General features: G+C 39.4%; 17 protein-coding genes and 1 riboswitch. Of the genes, 2 read left to right on the plus strand and 15 right to left on the minus strand.

What is annotated here, in order from left to right; all coding sequences use genetic code 11:
- Positions 1–94: 94 nt before the first annotated feature.
- Complete coding sequence (locus MHH44_RS14665) at positions 95–709, minus strand: succinate dehydrogenase cytochrome b558 subunit (protein WP_008405036.1); 615 nt, start codon at positions 707–709, stop codon at positions 95–97.
- A gap of 271 nt (positions 710–980) precedes the next feature.
- Between MHH44_RS14665 and MHH44_RS14670 the strand changes: the two genes are divergently transcribed.
- Positions 981–1,397, plus strand: coding sequence for a YslB family protein (locus MHH44_RS14670; RefSeq protein WP_008405035.1), 417 nt, complete (start codon positions 981–983; stop codon positions 1,395–1,397).
- 96 nt (positions 1,398–1,493) lie between these two features.
- Here MHH44_RS14670 and MHH44_RS14675 read toward each other — a convergent pair whose 3' ends face one another.
- The 13 genes from MHH44_RS14675 to zapA form a co-directional block, all read right to left on the minus strand.
- Positions 1,494–2,726, minus strand: a complete 1,233-nt coding sequence (locus MHH44_RS14675) for an aspartate kinase (protein WP_339262657.1) — start codon at positions 2,724–2,726, stop codon at positions 1,494–1,496.
- Positions 2,727–2,817: 91 nt separating this feature from the next.
- A riboswitch (Lysine riboswitch) is annotated at positions 2,818–2,996 on the minus strand.
- Positions 2,997–3,028: 32 nt separating this feature from the next.
- A complete protein-coding gene (gene uvrC, locus MHH44_RS14680) occupies positions 3,029–4,819 on the minus strand; it encodes an excinuclease ABC subunit UvrC (protein WP_340798931.1) in 1,791 nt (596 codons plus the stop codon).
- Between the two features lie 134 nt (positions 4,820–4,953).
- On the minus strand, positions 4,954–5,268 hold the full coding sequence (trxA, locus tag MHH44_RS14685) for a thioredoxin (RefSeq protein ID WP_008405032.1): 315 nt from the start codon (positions 5,266–5,268) through the stop codon (positions 4,954–4,956).
- 365 nt (positions 5,269–5,633) lie between these two features.
- Positions 5,634–6,611 carry an electron transfer flavoprotein subunit alpha/FixB family protein gene (locus MHH44_RS14690; RefSeq protein WP_008405031.1) on the minus strand — a complete coding sequence of 326 codons (978 nt, stop codon included), beginning with the start codon at positions 6,609–6,611 and terminating at the stop codon, positions 5,634–5,636.
- A 56-nt stretch (positions 6,612–6,667) separates the two neighbouring features.
- A complete protein-coding gene (locus MHH44_RS14695) occupies positions 6,668–7,441 on the minus strand; it encodes an electron transfer flavoprotein subunit beta/FixA family protein (RefSeq protein ID WP_008405030.1) in 774 nt (257 codons plus the stop codon).
- A gap of 63 nt (positions 7,442–7,504) precedes the next feature.
- Positions 7,505–8,278, minus strand: a complete 774-nt coding sequence (locus tag MHH44_RS14700; RefSeq protein ID WP_065215542.1) for an enoyl-CoA hydratase — start codon at positions 8,276–8,278, stop codon at positions 7,505–7,507.
- 14 nt (positions 8,279–8,292) lie between these two features.
- Positions 8,293–8,874, minus strand: a complete 582-nt coding sequence (locus MHH44_RS14705; RefSeq protein WP_008405026.1) for a TetR/AcrR family transcriptional regulator — start codon at positions 8,872–8,874, stop codon at positions 8,293–8,295.
- Between the two features lie 104 nt (positions 8,875–8,978).
- Complete coding sequence (locus MHH44_RS14710) at positions 8,979–10,670, minus strand: long-chain-fatty-acid--CoA ligase (protein WP_340798932.1); 1,692 nt, start codon at positions 10,668–10,670, stop codon at positions 8,979–8,981.
- Between the two features lie 406 nt (positions 10,671–11,076).
- Positions 11,077–11,490, minus strand: coding sequence for a DUF350 domain-containing protein (locus tag MHH44_RS14715; RefSeq protein WP_008405023.1), 414 nt, complete (start codon positions 11,488–11,490; stop codon positions 11,077–11,079).
- Positions 11,491–11,560: 70 nt separating this feature from the next.
- Complete coding sequence (locus tag MHH44_RS14720; RefSeq protein WP_340798933.1) at positions 11,561–13,927, minus strand: endonuclease MutS2; 2,367 nt, start codon at positions 13,925–13,927, stop codon at positions 11,561–11,563.
- A 265-nt stretch (positions 13,928–14,192) separates the two neighbouring features.
- Positions 14,193–15,902: a DNA polymerase/3'-5' exonuclease PolX gene (gene polX, locus MHH44_RS14725; protein ID WP_197494708.1), complete on the minus strand. Its 1,710-nt coding sequence runs from the start codon at positions 15,900–15,902 to the stop codon at positions 14,193–14,195.
- 217 nt (positions 15,903–16,119) lie between these two features.
- Positions 16,120–16,659 carry a CvpA family protein gene (locus MHH44_RS14730; RefSeq protein ID WP_008405019.1) on the minus strand — a complete coding sequence of 180 codons (540 nt, stop codon included), beginning with the start codon at positions 16,657–16,659 and terminating at the stop codon, positions 16,120–16,122.
- Positions 16,660–16,664: 5 nt separating this feature from the next.
- Positions 16,665–16,925, minus strand: a complete 261-nt coding sequence (gene zapA, locus MHH44_RS14735; protein ID WP_008405018.1) for a cell division protein ZapA — start codon at positions 16,923–16,925, stop codon at positions 16,665–16,667.
- A gap of 265 nt (positions 16,926–17,190) precedes the next feature.
- Between zapA and rnhC the strand changes: the two genes are divergently transcribed.
- Entirely contained in the window at positions 17,191–18,120 is a 930-nt protein-coding gene (rnhC, locus tag MHH44_RS14740) for a ribonuclease HIII (RefSeq protein WP_014823158.1), read from the plus strand.
- A gap of 47 nt (positions 18,121–18,167) precedes the next feature.
- On the opposite strand, the gene MHH44_RS14745 is transcribed toward rnhC, so the two are convergent.
- The gene (locus tag MHH44_RS14745) at positions 18,168–18,539 is read right to left on the minus strand and encodes a VOC family protein (protein ID WP_008405016.1); all 372 of its coding nucleotides are present in this window, start codon (positions 18,537–18,539) and stop codon (positions 18,168–18,170) included.
- Positions 18,540–18,619: the final 80 nt, after the last annotated feature.

An 18,619-nucleotide genomic window follows, 5' to 3' on the forward strand; every position in this document is an offset into this window, starting at 1 on the left:
ATTATTTCTCACTCCTCATTAATTGCTAAAAACTTTTACTCATATTTCATTCCATCTAGGATCTTAACTATGTAGTAGTGAACAAGTTAAGTGATTAGACGAATGCTAAGATAGCTGCAACACCAACGATTGCTAATACTACGAAAATTAACAACGTAACATAAGTTGCGATTCGTTGAGATTTGTTTGATTGCGTAATACCCCAGCTTACTAAGAACGACCATAAACCGTTCGCTAAGTGGAATGCTGCTGAAACGATACCTAAGATGTAGAATACTAACATTAATGGATTGTCAACGATTTCAACCATCATATTAAATTCAACTTCAGCACCGAATGCTTTTTGGATACGTGTTTGGAAAATATGCCACGCAATGAAGATTACAAGGAAAATACCTGTGAAACGTTGCAATGCAAACATCCAGTTACGGAATGTGCTGAATCGTCCAGTATTGTAAGTTGCAGTAAATGCAATATACACTCCATAGAATCCGTGGAACATTAATGGAATATAGATAATGATCCATTCCATCGCTAACAACAACGAGTGTGGAAGTAATTCCATAACACCTGTTGCGTTATTGTAAGTTTCTTCACCGCCAACTGCAGTGAAGTTCAGAAATAAGTGGAACACCAAGAACAACCCGACAGGAACTACACCTAATAACGAGTGTAAGCGGCGCCATAAAAATTCACGATCTTTCGACAAAACTGTTACCCCCCTTAGTACTTGAAATACACATGCGCAACGTCTCAAATTTGTAAAAGTTGTGATGTTGACTGCGCATTTCATCATGGTACAATATTATGACATGTCCATTGTACTCTCAACAGATACTAGCGTCAAGGCAACGCGGGATATTTTATAATCATTTTAAAGACGGTTTTACGCTGTTTTGAGAACTGTTTTTTCTGCTTATAACTCATTTTTTCATGAAAGAATGAAAATTATAAGAAAATTTATGAAAGAGGTTTTTTATATGGAAGGGTACAAAATGAAAACGATTCCAACTTTTGGGTACGAAATCATTCGTGACCATCTTCTTCCTTCTATTTTAGGTAAGCATGAAGAAGATGTTTTATATTGGGCAGGTAAAGAAATTGCAAGAAAGTTCCCATTGTTTTCTATGGATGAACTGCCTTCATTTTTTATGGAAGCTGGATGGGGCCAGTTAGTTCTGGAAAAAGAAACGAAGGATGAACTTCATTACATACTTTTGACGACAGAAGAACTGCCACTCAATATTGTACAACGTTGCTTCCGTCTTGAAGCTGGCTTTTTAGCAGAACAAAAACAAAAGCAGCTTGGCTATTTGACGGAATGCTATGAAGAAAAAGATAATGACAAACATGTCGTAAAATTTACGTTAAAATGGGATTTAAAAGAGAAGATTTAGCCTTCACCTTATCATAATCAATAATTGCTGAAGCAGCAAATTTACTCAATAAAAAAGCTGGAAATAAGCCATTACAGCTCATTTCCAGCTATTACTTTAAGAAGCGGTTACTTCTTTCATCGCCAAATTGAACTCCTCATGCAACACATTCGCAGCACGAACCATCTCATCCTGTGGGATAACGACAGACACTTTAATTTCTGAAGTACTGACCATTTTTACAGGAATATGTTCGCGACCCAACCGTGCAAACATGCGTGCGGCCACCCCCGGATTGGATGCCATGGCAGAACCGATAATAGATACTTTCGCTAAACCTACTTCAAAATCCGCAAAACTAAAGCCAAGCGACAGTTTACTAGTTTCCAATACCCGTAAAGCTTCCGCAAACTCATCTTTCGAAATTGTAAAGGAAATGGTCGGCTTCACGCCATCAATGACTGCTTGCACAATAATATCCACATTGATATCATTTTCTGCTAAAACACTAAACACTTCTGCCAATGACGCGGTTTCATAAGAATCATAGCCTATCGTCAAACGAATTATATCCGATTCGTAGGCTACCCCGCGTACAAGTAAGTTTTTCTCCATGTCTACATCCCCTTTAATAAAAGTGCCTTCCACGTCTTGTACGAAAGAGCGTACAATGAGCGGTATATTATATTTCTTGGCAAGTTCAACCGCACGTGGGTGCAAAATTTTAGCTCCTAAATTTGCAAATTCCAACATCTCATCATAAGAAACTTCCGGAAGTTTCCTGGATTCTTTAACAATTTCTGGGTCTGCCGTGAAAATCCCTTCAACCGATGAAAAAATCTCGACACGCTCTGCTTCAAGAGCAACCGCCAATGCAACCGCTGAAGTTTCAGAACCCCCTTTGCCGAATGTTGAAATATTCTCTGTCCCCGTAACTCCTTGAAAACCAGCTACTACGACGATTTCTCCTAATGCTAAATATTCCTCAATCCGTTTACTATCTACATGATCAATCCGTGCATTGCCATGTTTTTGATTTGTTTGAATGCCTGTTTGCCAGCCAGCAAGCGACACCGCTTTACCACCATGCTCCTGAATTGCCATCGCCAGCATTGCACTTGTCATTTGTGTTGCAGATGCGACAAGCGCATCCATTTCCCGTTTCGACGGCTCATCGGTAATTTCGGCAGCATATTGTCGGAATTCTCGTCGTAAAGCGGGCATTGAAGAAACGACAACGACTAAGTTTATGCCACGTCCTTGCTCTTTTATCACTTTTTTAGCTACCTGTACTATTTTTTCCGGCGTAGTCAGTGCCGGACCACCAAACTTTACTACAACTGTCTCCATTTTTTCCCCTCCTTGAATAAAACCGAAAACAAAAAACGGCTTTCCATGTTCATGGAAAGCCGCCGTCAATACAAATAAATAGTTATAAGTTTTTCAGGATAGCCCTCCAGAACAAAAAGCTCTGACAGTTTTACATCTCTTAAATGCAAAACCAGCAAACTACGCGAACAATACGCACTTCACTTCGGCAGGACCCCCTTTCGATTGCTGTCAATGGAATTGTTCCTCCTCAAGCAATGTACTATTGAATACTGCACCTCTATCTTAGTAAATATTGAATTGTCTTAAATATTAGCATAACACTATTCTTTATTCAATGGTGCTTCATGAAAATGGCGATAAATAACTTCCGCCAATTTTGCCGGAACACCGGACTCCTGCAGTTGCAGCTCGCTTGCCTCGCGAATTTTTTTTACGGACCCAAAATGTTTCATAAGTTGCTGCTTTCGCTTCGGACCTACTCCTTCAATTCCATCAAGAACCGAAGTAATCGCATTTGTCTGATGCTGCTGACGTAAAAATGTGATCGCAAATCTGTGTACCTCATCTTGAATGCGCTGCAATAAATAAAAACCGTCACTCGTACGCTTTAACGGAACAACTTCCGGCGGCGTACCAAATAAAAGCTGGGACGTATTGTGCTTTTCGTCTTTTGCCAGCCCCGCTATTGGAATGACTAACCCCAGTTCGTCTTCAATTACTTCTCGTGCAACTTCCATTTGCCCTTTTCCTCCGTCTATGAGAATGAGATCAGGCAATGGCAGATTTTCCCGCAATACACGTGTATAGCGGCGTCGAATAACTTCCTGCATCGCACCATAGTCATCATGTTTAGCCGCTTCTCTTGTTTTATATTTCCGGTATTCCTTTTTCGCAGGCTTCCCGTCTATAAAAACAACCATTGCTGAAACCGGATCAGCTCCATGCATATGACTATTATCAAATGCTTCAATTCTTAACGGCAATGGAATTTGCATCGCTTCGGCAAGTGCTTCACAAGCCCCTACTGTCCGTTCCTCTTGACGTTCAATTAACTGGAACTTCTCGTGAATGGCGATTTCTGCATTTTTCATCGCTAGATCAACAAGCTCTTTTTTTGAACCGCGCTTCGGTGTCACTACTTTAACATCCAACAGCTTTTGTAAAATCGTTACGTCAATCGATTTCGGAACAAAGATTTCTTTTGGTAATAAATGATGCGGCTGTTCGTAAAAACGGCCGACAAATGTTAAAAATTCCTCTTCCGGCTCATTATAAATCGGGAAAATCGATACATCGCGCTCAATGAGTTTGCCTTGACGCACAAAAAATACCTGGACACACATCCAGCCTTTTTCTACTGCATAGCCAAATACATCTCGGTTGCTCAAATCATCTGTTACAATTTTTTGCTTTTCCATAATTTGATCGATATGGGCGATCAAATCACGGAATTCCTTCGCACGCTCAAACTCAAGATTTTCGGCAGCATCGATCATTTTTTGCTGAAGATCTTGCTGTATTTCTTCGACTCCTCCGTTTAAAAACTTTGAAATCTCATCGATCATTTCGTCATACACTTGTTTTTCAATGTCCTTTACACACGGTGCCAAACATTGCCCTAAATGATAGTACAAGCATACTTGATTAGGCAGATGTGTACATTTACGAAGTGGATACAAACGGTCCAGTAATTTTCGCGTTTCGTTTGCTGCATAGGCATTCGGATACGGTCCGAAATATTTTGCTTTATCCTTCTTCACTTTTCTTGTCGTAATAATACGCGGGTATCGTTCGTTCGTAATTTTTATATAGGGATACGTTTTATCATCCGTTAATTTCACATTATATTTCGGGTCATGCAGCTTAATTAGATTCAGTTCCAGAATAAGGGCTTCCAAATCGCTTGAAGTCACAATATACTCGAAGTCTTCAATCTCACTTACTAGTCTCGCTGTTTTGCCGTCATGGCTTCCCGTAAAGTAAGAACGCACTCGATTTTTCAATACTTTGGCCTTACCGACGTATATAATTGTGCCTTGACGGTCTTTCATAATATAGCAACCTGATTCGTTCGGTAATATTTCTAGTTTTGCTTTAATGATTGCATTCATCTTCTCACCTGTTTAATATGTCCTTTCTTTATTTTAACTGATTGGAGTATTAGAAAAAAGCCGTACACCTTATACGGCATACGGCTTTTTGACATATCAATTGCGCCTTGGCGTTTGAATGGCCAATGGTTGAATTATTTGTTGTCGTTAATGAAATCGATTAACGCTTCTTTTGGCATGAAGCCAGCAGTTTTTGCTTTTAATTCACCATCTACGAATAATAATAATGATGGGATTGACATGATTTGGTAATCAGCAGCAGTACCTTGGTTGTTATCTACGTCCACTTTTACGATTTTAACATCGTTACCGATTTCTGTATCTAATTCTTCAAGAACTGGAGCGATCATTTTACATGGTCCGCACCAAGTAGCCCAAAAGTCTACTAAAACTGTGCCGTTTGAAATTTCTTGTGGAAATGTTTGATCTGTCGCGTGTACAATTGCCATATTAAATAGCCTCCTTAAATAACATATGGTTGTAGTATAGCATGTTTTCCCAATTAAACAGTAGTAAAATGCTTGGGAATATAAAGGCACCGGATTTTAACTGTTGTTTTCTGATGCTTAATAAATTTTTATTAGCATTTTTTATTAGTTATTTGAAGACATATACCCTTAGTTTGAACATGTTAATTCTTTATTTTGAAACTTGGGTTCTTATATTTAAAAAACTTGTATTTTATTAACTACACATAAGAACTTTTAAATTATACTGGAATTTCTGATACAGTTATTAGCACCATTTGCCGCACCATATACATTAACTTCTTCAAAAAAAGCTCCCTTCAAAAGAAGGAAGCCTCAATCAAATATTATGCATTTACTTTAAGCGCTTTAAACTCTTCGATTAACATTGGCACTACTTCGAATAAGTCACCAACAATACCGTAGTCCGCTACTTTAAAGATATTTGCTTCTGGATCTTTGTTGATCGCAACGATTACTTTAGAGTTTGACATACCAGCTAAATGCTGAATCGCACCAGAAATACCTGCAGCAATGTAAAGATCAGGTGTTACAACTTTTCCAGTTTGGCCGATTTGTAATGAGTAATCGCAATATTCTGCGTCACATGCACCACGAGATGCGCCAACTGCTCCACCTAGTAAATTAGCAAGCTCTTTTAATGGCTCAAAACCTTCTCCGGATTTAACACCACGACCACCTGCAACTACTACTTTCGCTTCTGAAAGGTCTACACCTTCAGTTGATTTGCGCACAACTTCTTTGATGATTGTACGTAAATTTGTAATATCCACTGAAACTGATGATACTTCACCAGTACGAGAATCGTCTTTTACTAATGGCGGAATATTGTTTGGACGGATTGTCGCAAAAATAATACCATCTTTGATTTTTACTTTTTCAAATGCTTTACCAGAATAGATTGGGCGGACAAATACTGTATCATCACCAGCTCCTTGGATTTCCGTAACATCTGAAATTAAGCCAGATTGTAGGCGTGAAGCAATTTTTGGCGATAAGTCTTTACCTAAAGAAGTATGACCGAAAACGATTGCTTCTGGATTTTCTTGTTCTACTACTGCTAAAATTGCTTGGCTGTAGCCGTCAGATGTATAGTTTTTCAAGTGTGGATGTTCAACTGTAATAACGCGGCTCGCTCCATATGCGATTAATTCCTGCGTAAAATCAGCTACTGCATCCCCTACTAATAAACCTACTACTTCACCGCCGTCAGCGATTTGTAAACCTGCTGCAATTGCTTCGAATGAAACGTTACGTAAGCTCCCTTCGCGAACTTCACCTAACACTAAAACTTTCTTTGACATAGAATATCCCTCCATTACCATCTTCGTAAAAATTTTCGTACTCTAGTTGACTTCTATTAGACTACTTTTGCTTCGTTATGAAGTAAGTTTACTAATTCTTTTACCTGTGCAGAAAGATCGCCTTCTAATACACGACCAGCCGCTTTTTGTGGCGGTAAGTAAATTTCAACTGTTTCTACTTTTACTTCAACATCGTCTTCATCGATATCCAAATCATCCAATTCAAGTTCTGCAAGCGGTTTTTTCTTCGCTTTCATAATACCTGGTAAAGATGGGTAACGTGGCTCGTTTAAACCTTGTTGAGCTGTTACTAATAATGGTAATGATGTTTCTAATACTTCAGCGTCCCCTTCGATATCACGTACAATCTTAACGTTCGTGCCGTCGATTTCCAATGAAGTAATTGTTGTTACGTAGTTAATGCCCAGCAGGTCTGCTAAGCGCGGGCCAACTTGTCCTGAACCACCATCGATTGCTACATTTCCTGCTAAAATTAAATCTGCTTCTTTGTCTTTTAAATATTCCGCTAAAATATAAGCTGAAGAATATTGGTCAAGCTCATCTAAATCATCTTCTGTATTAATTAATACCGCTTCATCGGCACCCATTGCTAAAGCTGTACGTAACTGCTTTTCTGCATCTTCGCCACCGATTGTCACAACTGTTACTTTACCGCCTAATGCGTCGCGCTTTTGAATTGCTTCTTCAATTGCGTACTCATCGTATGGGTTGATGATGAATTCTGCACCATCTTCTTGAATTTTACCGCCGGATACGACGATTTTTTCTTCTGTGTCAAAAGTACGTTTTACTAATACAAAAATATTCATAATCTAGACCTCCTAAAAGCTTTTTAATTTTAATCCCGAAAAAACAGGGAAGAATACATTTTTTTATTTGCCAGTAAATACTGGCTCACGTTTTTCAATAAATGCTTGGATTCCTTCTTTAGCATCTTCAGAAACAAATACCTCACCGAAACTGTTTGCTTCAGCATTTACTCCATCGTAATAAGATGATGGTTTCGAGTAATTCAGCATTTGGATTGCTGCTTTAAGAGCAATTGGTGATTTCTTCGCAATTTTTCTAGCGACTTTCAATGTTTCCGGCAACAGCTCTTCGTCGGGAAAAGCACGGTTTGCTAATCCCCATTCTACAGCTTCAGCCCCTGTAATCGGGTCGCTTGTAAACATCATTTCCGCAGCTTTGGCTACACCAACATATCGTGGTAATCGCTGTGTTCCTGCAAATCCAGGTATTAAGCCTAATGATAGCTCAGGTAAGCCTAATTTTGCCGATGCGGTTACAAAGCGCATATGGCATCCCATCGCAAGTTCCAAGCCGCCTCCTAATGCTGCACCGTGGATTGCGGCAATAACCGGTTTACTGAATGTTTCAATACGTTCGAAAACATCTTGTCCATTTTTCGCCAATCCTGTAAATGCTTCGCCTGACTGTACGCTCGTAAATTCTTTAATATCTGCACCTGCAGAAAAGAAACGTCCTTCGCCATGCAAGACGATGACACGTACATTTTCATCTTCTTCGACAGCGTCTAAAAGTGCATTCACATCATGGATCAAGCCTTGTGAAAGTGCATTTGCTGGTGGTCTTGAAATTGTTGCAATTGCGACCCCTTCTTCTACTTTCCAACTTAGAAACTCCATCCTCTACATCCCCTTTATGCTTTTAGTGCGTTTAGCAGTAATTGCTTCACTTTCGGAGCTTGCTCTAATAAATCATATCGATTTTCATTCATTACCCAAGTTGTCGTAATTTCGTCAATTGTGCCAAACACCATTTGTCTCGCAATACGAACATCCATCGTCTGGTTGAACTCACCATTTAGCATACCTTCGATTAAAATTTGATCTAGTAAAATTAAGTATTCTTTTAGAATAGAATTAATTTTCAGTCTAATTTCTTTATTCGATTGCCGTAGCTCAAGTTGAGTTACAGTTGCCAAGTAGCGATCACTTGATAGAACACGGAAATGATTTTCAATCATTTTACATAACTTATCGGAAGCAGTTTCCCCACTTTTTATTATAGCCTGTAAATTCTCTACGAAAATACCCATTTTTTCCTGGAATACAGAAATTAAAATATCTTCTTTGTTTTTGAAATATAAATAGATTGTACCATCAGCAACCCCAGCTTGTTTGGCTATTTTTGAAACTTGGGCTTGATGATAGCCGTTTTCAGCGATAGCAATGACTGCTGCGTCTACTATTTGCATATATTTGGGTTTGTTTCGTTTCAAGCAGATCACCACCAAAAAAAATATGAAAACATGAATGACCATTCATTCATGTTTTCATATTATAATTTGTTCTGCATTCTGTCAATAGTTTGCTAAACAATTAATTAATTTGCTTCTTGTTGTGCCATTTTCTGTTTCTCTTCTTCAATTAGTGTACGTCGTAAAATTTTTCCTACTGCTGTTTTCGGCAGCTCTTGACGGAATTCATAGAAACGCGGCACTTTATAAGCTGCTAAGTTTTTACGGCAATACTCATTCAGTTCTTTGTCTGTAACAGATTTACCCTCTTTAAGAACAATGTATGCCTTTACAGTTTCTCCACGATACGGATCCGGTATACCGGCTACTATACACTCTTGAACCGCTTCATGCTCATACAGCACTTCTTCTACTTCACGCGGGTAAATATTAAATCCGCCTGCAATTATCATATCTTTTTTTCGATCAACAACATAGAAATAACCCTTTTCGTCCATATAACCTAAATCACCCGTTAAAAACCAGCCATCTGCAAATGTCATTGCTGTTTCTTCAGGACGATTCCAGTAACCCTTCATAACTTGTGGTCCTTTTACCGCTATTTCGCCGATTTCACCGACAGGCAATACTTCCGATTCACCTGAACGTAAAATTACCGCTTCTGTATTCGGCCATGGTAAACCGATTGAACCGTTGATACGATGATCCCAAATCGGATTGGCATGTGTAACTGGAGAAGTTTCTGTTAAGCCGTATCCTTCTACTAAACGACCGCCTGTCAATTCTTCAAACTTTTCCTGTACTTCCAGAGGTAATGCAGCGGAACCGCTTAAACACGCTTTAATTGATGACAAATCATATTTTGCTAAATCCGGGTGATTCAACAAACCAATATACATTGTTGGGGCGCCGGGGAATAACGTTGGTTTTTGTTTATCAATTGTCTTCAACGCTTGCTCAGCATCAAATTTCGGTAATAATACCATCTTGCCTTGCTGCATGACCGATAAAATTAATACCGTTGTCATACCATATACATGGAAGAATGGAAGTATGCCTAAAATTGTTTCTTCACCTTTTTTACATTTATACATCCATGCATCACACATCAACGTATTTGCAATGAGGTTTTTATGTGTTAGCATAACACCTTTCGGGTAACCTGTTGTACCGCCAGTGTATTGCAATAGTGCCAAATCATTTTCAAAATCAAAGTCTGGTTCGATTTTATCCATTTTGGCCATTTTCATAATTTCTGTAAACAGGTGATTCGTTCCGCTATGTTCCACTTTTACACTAAAGCCGTACTGTTTCTTTTGGATGAACGGATACACTAAGTTTTTCGGGAAAGGCAAATAGTCTTTAATTCCTGAAACGATGACATTTTCTATCTTAGTCTCATGTAAAATTTTCATTGCCCTCGGGTATAAAATATCCATTACTAAAATCACTTTTGCTCCGGAATCTGCCATCTGATATTGCAGCTCCCGCTCGGTATAAAGCGGATTCGTCTGTACGACAACCCCACCGGCATACATCGTACCATAATAGGCAATGACCGCTTGCGGACAGTTCGGCAGCATGATTGCTACACGATCCCCCTTCTCCACCCCTAGAGAACGCAGGTAGTTCGCAAACTTCAACGCTGATTCATAAAGCTCTTTGTACGTAAGCTCGCGCCCCATAAAATGGATAGCAACCTTATTAGGCATTGACTCAAATGCTTGTGTTAAAAACTGGTGCACAGGAATTTCCGGCAGCTCAATAGAATGTGGTACTTCTTTCGGATAGCTTGCCAACCAAACCTTTTCTGTCATAAAACTCCTCCCCTTTACTAAAGCTTTACTTGTTTACATCATTATAATGAAAATTGGAAATGGTTTCAAACTATTTTCATAGATACACACGTTTTATTCTCGATAATGCAGATATTTTCTCGCTAAATATTTTGAGTTTTATAGTAATATTGAATATAAAACATATAGGACTATTCGTTTAGTATGGAAATATACTTTTTTAATAAAGTTTTAATAGTTTGAATATTTTTTGTATATGGTGATAATTTTCCTAAATAAAATTTAATAAAAAAAAGCAAATGAACTAACTCAATGCTAGTTCATTTGCTTTTATGTTTAGAGTGTCATCATGTAGTAAATGCCGACTGCCAGAAATATGAAACAGACGACGAGTAAGATTTTCGATAATGTTTCCATGTGTATGCTCCTATGAAATACTTGCTCCGATAACAAATGACAAACCGAGGGAAATTGTAAATGAGATAAACCCAACTGAACGGTTGTCAGCAGCAATCTCCTCATCAACATTAAATTTCGGTGTTAAAAACTCAAATAAAAAATATGCAAAAATCAATAAGGTAAAACCAAACAAACCCCAACCGAGCATTTCAATAAAAGATGTATGCTGATTAATTGAATATCTGAAAATATTACAGACGCCTAAAATTTTTCCTCCAGTAGCTAAAGCGACCGCGACATTTCCTCTTTTTATTTCATCCCAATTTTTATACTTTGTTACGACTTCAAATAAAATCATCGATACAAATAGGCAAAGGACTACCACACTAAAATAGCCTGCTGTTTCTACGAGAGGATGGTGCCAAAAGTCTGATCCTAGCAATCCATTTTACCCCCTTTAATTAGTTTCTTTATATGTTTAATATTAGCGCATCATTTAAAAGGAGCAACAACTATTTTAGTTCTACGACTGTAACACCGAATCCGCCTTCGCCCGCTTCACCATAACGGTATGATTTGACCCGCTTATGGTTTTTCAGGAAGTTTTGAATTCCCTGGCGTAAAGCCCCGGTCCCTTTACCGTGAATAATCGATACACGCGGATAGTTCGCTAATAACGCATCATCTAAATACTTTTCTGTGCGAATAAGTGCATCTTCATATCGTTCCCCACGTAAATCAAGTTCCAGTTTCACGACACTGTTGCGGTTTTTCACATTCATCATCGGACGAGTAGCCTGCTCTTTTTCTGGTTTCACATACTCTAAATCAGATTCGGGCAGTTTCATTTTTAAAATACCGATTTGAACAACCCACTCATTTCCTGCTTTTTGCAAGAGTGTTCCTTTTTGACCGTAGCTTAATACTTTTACTTCATCGCCCACTTGGAGATTTTGCTTACGCTCACGGGCAGCGACAGCCTTTTGAAGCACTTTATTGTTATCAATCGGTGCTGCATTATCTAAACGCTTCTTCGCATCGATTAACTCGTGTTCTTTCACCGATAACGCGGCATTTTCTTTCATTTTCCGCAACTCTGCAATAATCGTTTCCGCTTCTTTCTTCGCGTCATCAACAATTTTACGAGCCTTATCTTTCGCTTTTTTCTCCAGGTTTTCCTTTTTCTCATCATAAATACGAAGTCGTTCTTCCAGCTCTGCCCGGATTTTTTGTGCATCTTCCAGTAAAAGATGAGCTTCGTCCGCTTCACGTTCAGATCGTAACCGGCTTTCTTCTAGTGAAGCAATCATTGACTCAACTTCATGACGGTCAGTACCTGTAAAGGATTTTGCATGGTCGATTACATTTGAACTTAATCCAAGACGTTTGGAAATTTCAAATGCATTCGAGCGACCTGGCACCCCGATCAGTAATCGATAAGTAGGGCTAAGTGTTTCAATATCGAACTCTACACTCGCGTTGACAACAGATGGACGGTTATAGCCGTATGCCTTCAACTCCGGATAGTGTGAAGTCGCCATAACACGTGCACCGCGATCAACTGTTTCATCCAAAATAGCAATTGCGAGTGCCGCACCTTCTTGCGGATCGGTACCTGCGCCAAGCTCATCAAATAATATTAACGATTTTTCATTAAATTTGCTTAAAATGTCTACTATATTCACCATATGAGAAGAGAAAGTTGATAATGACTGTTCAATCGACTGTTCATCACCAATATCAGCAAAAATTTGCTCAAACACTGCCAATTCTGAACCATCGAGTGCCGGAACAGGCAAGCCGCACTGTGCCATGATTGTACACAGTCCCACTGTTTTCAATGTCACTGTTTTACCGCCTGTATTTGGTCCTGTAATGACAATTGCTGTGACATCTCGTCCAAATTCAATCGTATTGGCAACTGCATCTTCAATCGGCAATAACGGGTGTCGTGCACGGACTAGTCGTGTATAGCCTTCTTTATTCATTTTTGGCATTGTGCATTTATTTGCTTGTCCGTACTTTCCTTTTGCTAAAATGACATCCATTTCTCCAAGTAGTTGTACAAGAACAAATATTTCGTGTCCGACTTCCTGTACCTTTAAAGTAAGCTCGGATAAAATACGCTCAATTTCAGCCTTTTCTTTCACTTTCAGACGCTGTACTTCATTGTTCGATTGAATCACTGCATCAGGCTCGATAAACAGTGTTTGACCTGAAGCGGACTGATCGTGGACAATTCCGCCGTAATGTGAACGATATTCTTGTTTTACCGGGATTACGAAGCGGTCATTACGAATTGTAATAATCGCGTCAGACAGCATTTTCGTTGCATTTGAACCACGTGTCAGACTTTCCAGCTTTTGACGGACTTTGGATTCTTCTGAACGCAATGACTGGCGAATTGAGCGTAGTGCAGGGCTCGCTGAATCAAGAACCGTACCATTATCATCAATACAATCATTAATTTCGTGCTGCAGTGCTGTCAAGACAGGCATTTGTTCTTTCCGTTCGATAAAATGCGGGATTTCAATTGTATTTTCCAATTCAATATCTTCAATGAAATTTCGTAATATTCGACTTGCTCGTATTGTGCTCGCGATTTCCATTAATTCCATCGGGCTAAGCATACCGCCAATTTGCGAGCGTCGCGCATGTGGACGTACATCGAAAATGCCACCCAACGGCACATTGCCTTTTACACGCAAAATGGCGAGTCCTTCATCCATTTCCTCCAGTAGTTCGACAACTGTATCGTAATCTGTTTCCGGTACGAGCTCTTCGATTGCTTGTTTCCCGATCGAATTTGTACAAAATGCCGCTACTTGTTCACGTACTTTATGAAATTCTAGTGTTTTCAATGCTCGTTGTTCGATCATGAGAACACCTCCTATTACTTTTCTTTATTTTTAGTCAAACTGTACTATGGAGTTGATTTCCATTCCAGGTCGGACGCTTTCCGACGATCAAGAAACAAAGTTAAACCTGCTTGTCTTTGTTACTATGCGCCGAGGATTGGGGCACTTTATTGCGATCACCGCAGAAGCAACGACTTGATTTATAAGAAGTGCTAACTCTTAAATCGGAAGTCGCTTCCTTCTATTCCAATCAACTCGTTTCATAATCAATTTCCCTATTCTTTAATCATTTATTTTTTGAAATAAATGCTTCGAATTTATCTTTTGACCATGTGTTGACGATCAGGTCTTTTTTCAGCCATGCTTTTTGTGCATATTTGACCCCGATGTCCATGAAGCGCAGCTGGTCAATTGCATGCGCGTCTGTATTAATGGCAATTGGTACATTTTTCTCCATTGCCAGCGTTAAATATTCGATGCTTAAGTCCAGGCGGTACGGATTTGCATTTAGTTCCAATATTTTCCCGTGTGCTGCTGCCCATTCAATCAATAACGGGACATCCGGATCATAGCCTCCGCGCTGTCCGACAATACGACCTGTCGGATGAGCAATCATATGGACATACGGATTTTCAACCGCTGTTTTTAAGCGTGCCATAATTTTGTCCTGCGGTTGTGTAAAGCTTGAATGAATGGATGCAATAACAAAATCCAGTTCTTTTAAAACATCGTCCCCAAAGTCCAAAGTACCATCAGGAAGAATATCCATTTCTGTCCCTCTATATAGTCGGAAATTTGGATTTGCTTCGTTAAATGCATAAATATCGAGCTTTTGCTGTTCAAGTCGTTCAGGTGTTAGTCCATTCGCTACTTTTAAGTATTGCGAGTGATCAGTAATGACCGCATGCGAATACCCGTTATCTATTAAAGCTTGCCCCATCTCGCTGACTGAATGCGCTCCATCAGACCAAGTTGTATGCATATGAAGATCCGCTACTATATCTTCCAGCTTTACTAACTCACTTAGCTCGTCCAAACGATCCAGCTCTTTACCGCTTTCACGCACAGTCGGTGGAATAAATGGTAAGTTGAAATGCGCAAAAAACGCTTCTTCCGACTCAAATGTTACGACAGTACCGTCTTCTTGCTCGACACCATATTCACTGATTTTCTTCCCCATAGATTTAGCAAGCTGACGCATGCGTACATTATGGTCCTTCGATCCAGTGAAATGATGAAGTGCTGTTGCAAATTCTTCCCGAGTCACTAAACGGAAATCCACACTTACCGGTTCTTCACGGTCCAATATAACAGACACTTTTGTATCCCCTGCTGCAACGGTTTCTAATATTGCGAGTCGCGTTAAAATCGCTTCACGTACAACTTCATATTCCTTTGTTGCTATGATGAAATCAACATCTTTACTCGTTTCCGCAACGCGTCGGAAGCTCCCTGCAACCGAAAACAGCTCCACTTCAGGTAAACTTGCCAAAAGCTCGTTAATCTCCAATACTACAGGCTCGAGCTGCCAAATAGGTAAACGTTCCGCGCGGGAACCAAATGTTTCAAGCTCTTTTAAAATTTTTTCCTCTGTTTTTGCCGCAAACCCTGCAAGCCCCCTTACTTGACCTGCCTCACAAGCTGCTTTTAATGTAGCCGCATCAACTATGTTCAATTCCTGATACAATTTGGCAAGCTTTTTACCACCTAACCCCGGTAGTTTCATCAATGGAACAAGCCCTTTCGGTACGATTGCCTCAAGCTCTTTCAATACAGTTGATTCCCCGATTTCCATCAGTTCCGTAATAACCGCTGCTGTTCCTTTACCGATACCTTTAATTGCTGTAATATCATCGATTTCGCTTAGACTCCGCTCATCTGCTTCGAGAGCCGCTGCCGCTTTTCGAAAGGCGGATACTTTAAATGGATTTTCTGCCTGCAGCTCCATATATAACGCGATTTTTTCCAATGTACGAATAATAATTTTTTTGTTCATCATCATTGTCTCTCCTTTAAAAAAGCTCCTCCCGAAAATCGAGAGAAGCATTCGCATGATTTTCAAATCAATTACGCCTCGGCATCATGGGGTCCCGTTCCGGCTAAGGTCCTGTTGTGAGGATAAATCAGCCGTTTTCGCTCAATGCCACGCTTTTTAGGTTGGCTGGTTCTTTAGAAACTCCTTTTACGAATTTGGGACACCCGCTGAGAATTAGTTAATTTTTTTGAATATACCACCAGTTTTGGAACATGCTCGTAATAATCGGTGTATGCTCAAGTATGAGTCCTGCCAAAATGGAATTGTCGATGAATGTTTGAATCATTTCCACCGGCAGTAATGCCACAACATACAGCCCGATAAAGAGTACAAGATACATTTCGATAAATCCAAGAACTGCACCCAATACATAGTTTAGCGAACTTAATACAGGTAAATACGTTAAAAAATCAAACATCGACCCGACAATTTGGAGGGCAATCTTTACAGCGAAGAAGATAATGGCAAACGCAAAGACGCGATAAAATGTACGGTCAACATCAAGTGAATCCAGAACGAGCGTCACTGTTGAACCTTCTGTAAATCCAGGATACGGAATCCATAATACAAATTTTTCTGCAAGCGGCTTATAATAAATAATCGCTACAATGAGGGCAATAATAAAACTTCCGATATTAATAAGCTGAACAACGAACCCTCGTTTCGCTCCAACTATAAGACTAATGATAAAGACTACGAGAATAATTAAATCCAACATGTATGTCAACCCTTCAAATGTTTCAATTGTATTTCTAGTTTTTCAAATTGCTCTTTTAATAATAGATAGTCGTGCACAGAATTAACGGCTGTTAATACAGCTAGCTTCGCTGTATCTAAAGATGGATTATGGGCACTGATTTCCCGCATTTTGTCGTCCACTAATGAAGCAACAAGACGCATATGGACCGATGATTCTGTTCCTACCATTTTATATGTATTGCCATATATTTCTACGGAAATGCGATTCTTTTCTTGCTCAGCCAAAATAATCCCTCCAGAAAAAATAAGTGAACAGTAACGAAAATACTATTTTCGATTCTTTGCCCAATAAATGATTGAATGCAAAACTGATTGGTTCTATTATATAACGATGCCATTTTCCTATTGTACATCATACCATTTCCAAATTCACTATCGCAACACCATGTCCCGAATGTTCCTGTGAAAGAATCATACAATATGAAAGTTTCCCTTTTCTATTGTAAAAGCTATACTACATAGTAATACATTGTTTTTGAAAGGATCGATTATGACAAATATCGTTTTACTATGCAGTGCTGACCAACAGCAATCTATTCAACATTTCTATAAAGACGCCCTTATTGAACGGAAGGCTCCAGGCGTAATTTTTGCGGTAAAACTTGCCGATACGGCCATTACTGCCTATAAATCAGGAAAAGTAATGTTTCAAGGGGCTGGTGCAGAACGTGAAGCCGCACGTTGGGGTCAAGCAAGTGCTCAAGCTCCTAAAATTGCATCCACTAAAGGTGATACACTCCCTGAAAATTTTGCATCCTTATCCGTTTTGGGCTCAGACGAGACTGGAACAGGCGATTACTTTGGCCCTGTAACTGTAGCGGCTGTCTATGTTCCAGCAGATAAAATATCGCTGGTCCAAGAACTTGGCGTGAAGGATTCTAAACAATTAACTGATGATTATATGCGTCAAATCGCTCCGGACTTAATGAAGGTTTGCGCTTACAGTATATTGACGCTTCGCAATGATAAATACAATGAAATCCAGGCACGTGGTTACTCGCAGGGAAAAATAAAAGCGCTGCTGCACAATCAGGCTTTAAAGCATGTATTGACAAAAATAGCACCGGAAACACCGCAATATATTTTAATCGACCAATTTGCAGAGCGTGGAATTTACTATAATCATATAAAAAATGAAAAAGAAATTGTCCGCCAAAACGTCCTGTTCTCGACAAAAGCCGAAAATCTCCATGTAGCTGTTGCTACTGCTTCGATTTTGGCACGCTATGCATTTCTTAAAGAAATGGATCGTCTGGCAAAAGTGACAGGGTACCCTCTTCAAAAAGGAGCAAGCGGTAAAGTCGATGAAATGGCCGCAAAAATCTGGTTAAAGCATGGCGAAGAGACACTACGTTCCATGACAAAATGGCATTTTGCCAACACTGAAAAAGCACGCAAACTTCTGCAAAAAAGAAGGTAAATAAGGAAAAGGAGCTGTCGCCATAATTGGCAATAGCTCCTTTTTCGCTATTTTTCCATTATTGCAAAGTAATTTTCCTCATCATCAGCAAAGTTGAACACTTTCCCGAAAGGCATCTTCATGAATTCCCCGACTGTAATTCCTTTTGATTTAAAATCTTCATACAGTTCCTCTAAATTTTGGGCATAAAACATTAGAGAAGGCGTAGACAAACTCAATTCTGGCGACATTTCTTCTATCTTCTTTTTATCATGCAATACAATGCTTGTCTGTGCTTCATCTTTTGGTGCAATCGTAATAATTCGCATGCCGTTATCGATGTCAGAAACTACAGTAAATCCTAATTTTTCAGTCCAAAACTTCTTTGACTGCTCCTGGTCTTCTACATACAACATGACTTGCCCTAATTGTTCAATCATTTTTCGAACTCCTTTTTATACAAATTACTTTACCAAGTATTTTACCCAAGTATAACAAATAAAAAAACGGCAGGAGCAAA

Origin of the sequence: Solibacillus sp. FSL K6-1126 (assembly GCF_038003445.1) — a bacterium.
Classification (GTDB): Bacteria; Bacillota; Bacilli; order Bacillales_A; family Planococcaceae; genus Solibacillus; species Solibacillus silvestris.

Coding starts and splice junctions, on each gene's coding strand:
- MHH44_RS14670 (WP_008405035.1), top strand. CDS start 981: ATGGAAGGGTACAAAATGAAAACGATTCCAACTTTTGGGTACGAAATC.
- MHH44_RS14675 (WP_339262657.1), bottom strand. CDS start 2,726: ATGGAGACAGTTGTAGTAAAGTTTGGTGGTCCGGCACTGACTACGCCG.
- uvrC (WP_340798931.1), bottom strand. CDS start 4,819: ATGAATGCAATCATTAAAGCAAAACTAGAAATATTACCGAACGAATCA.
- trxA (WP_008405032.1), bottom strand. CDS start 5,268: ATGGCAATTGTACACGCGACAGATCAAACATTTCCACAAGAAATTTCA.
- MHH44_RS14690 (WP_008405031.1), bottom strand. CDS start 6,611: ATGTCAAAGAAAGTTTTAGTGTTAGGTGAAGTTCGCGAAGGGAGCTTA.
- MHH44_RS14695 (WP_008405030.1), bottom strand. CDS start 7,441: ATGAATATTTTTGTATTAGTAAAACGTACTTTTGACACAGAAGAAAAA.
- MHH44_RS14700 (WP_065215542.1), bottom strand. CDS start 8,278: ATGGAGTTTCTAAGTTGGAAAGTAGAAGAAGGGGTCGCAATTGCAACA.
- MHH44_RS14710 (WP_340798932.1), bottom strand. CDS start 10,670: ATGACAGAAAAGGTTTGGTTGGCAAGCTATCCGAAAGAAGTACCACAT.
- MHH44_RS14720 (WP_340798933.1), bottom strand. CDS start 13,927: ATGATCGAACAACGAGCATTGAAAACACTAGAATTTCATAAAGTACGT.
- polX (WP_197494708.1), bottom strand. CDS start 15,902: ATGAACAAAAAAATTATTATTCGTACATTGGAAAAAATCGCGTTATAT.
- MHH44_RS14730 (WP_008405019.1), bottom strand. CDS start 16,659: ATGTTGGATTTAATTATTCTCGTAGTCTTTATCATTAGTCTTATAGTT.
- rnhC (WP_014823158.1), top strand. CDS start 17,191: ATGACAAATATCGTTTTACTATGCAGTGCTGACCAACAGCAATCTATT.
- MHH44_RS14745 (WP_008405016.1), bottom strand. CDS start 18,539: ATGATTGAACAATTAGGGCAAGTCATGTTGTATGTAGAAGACCAGGAG.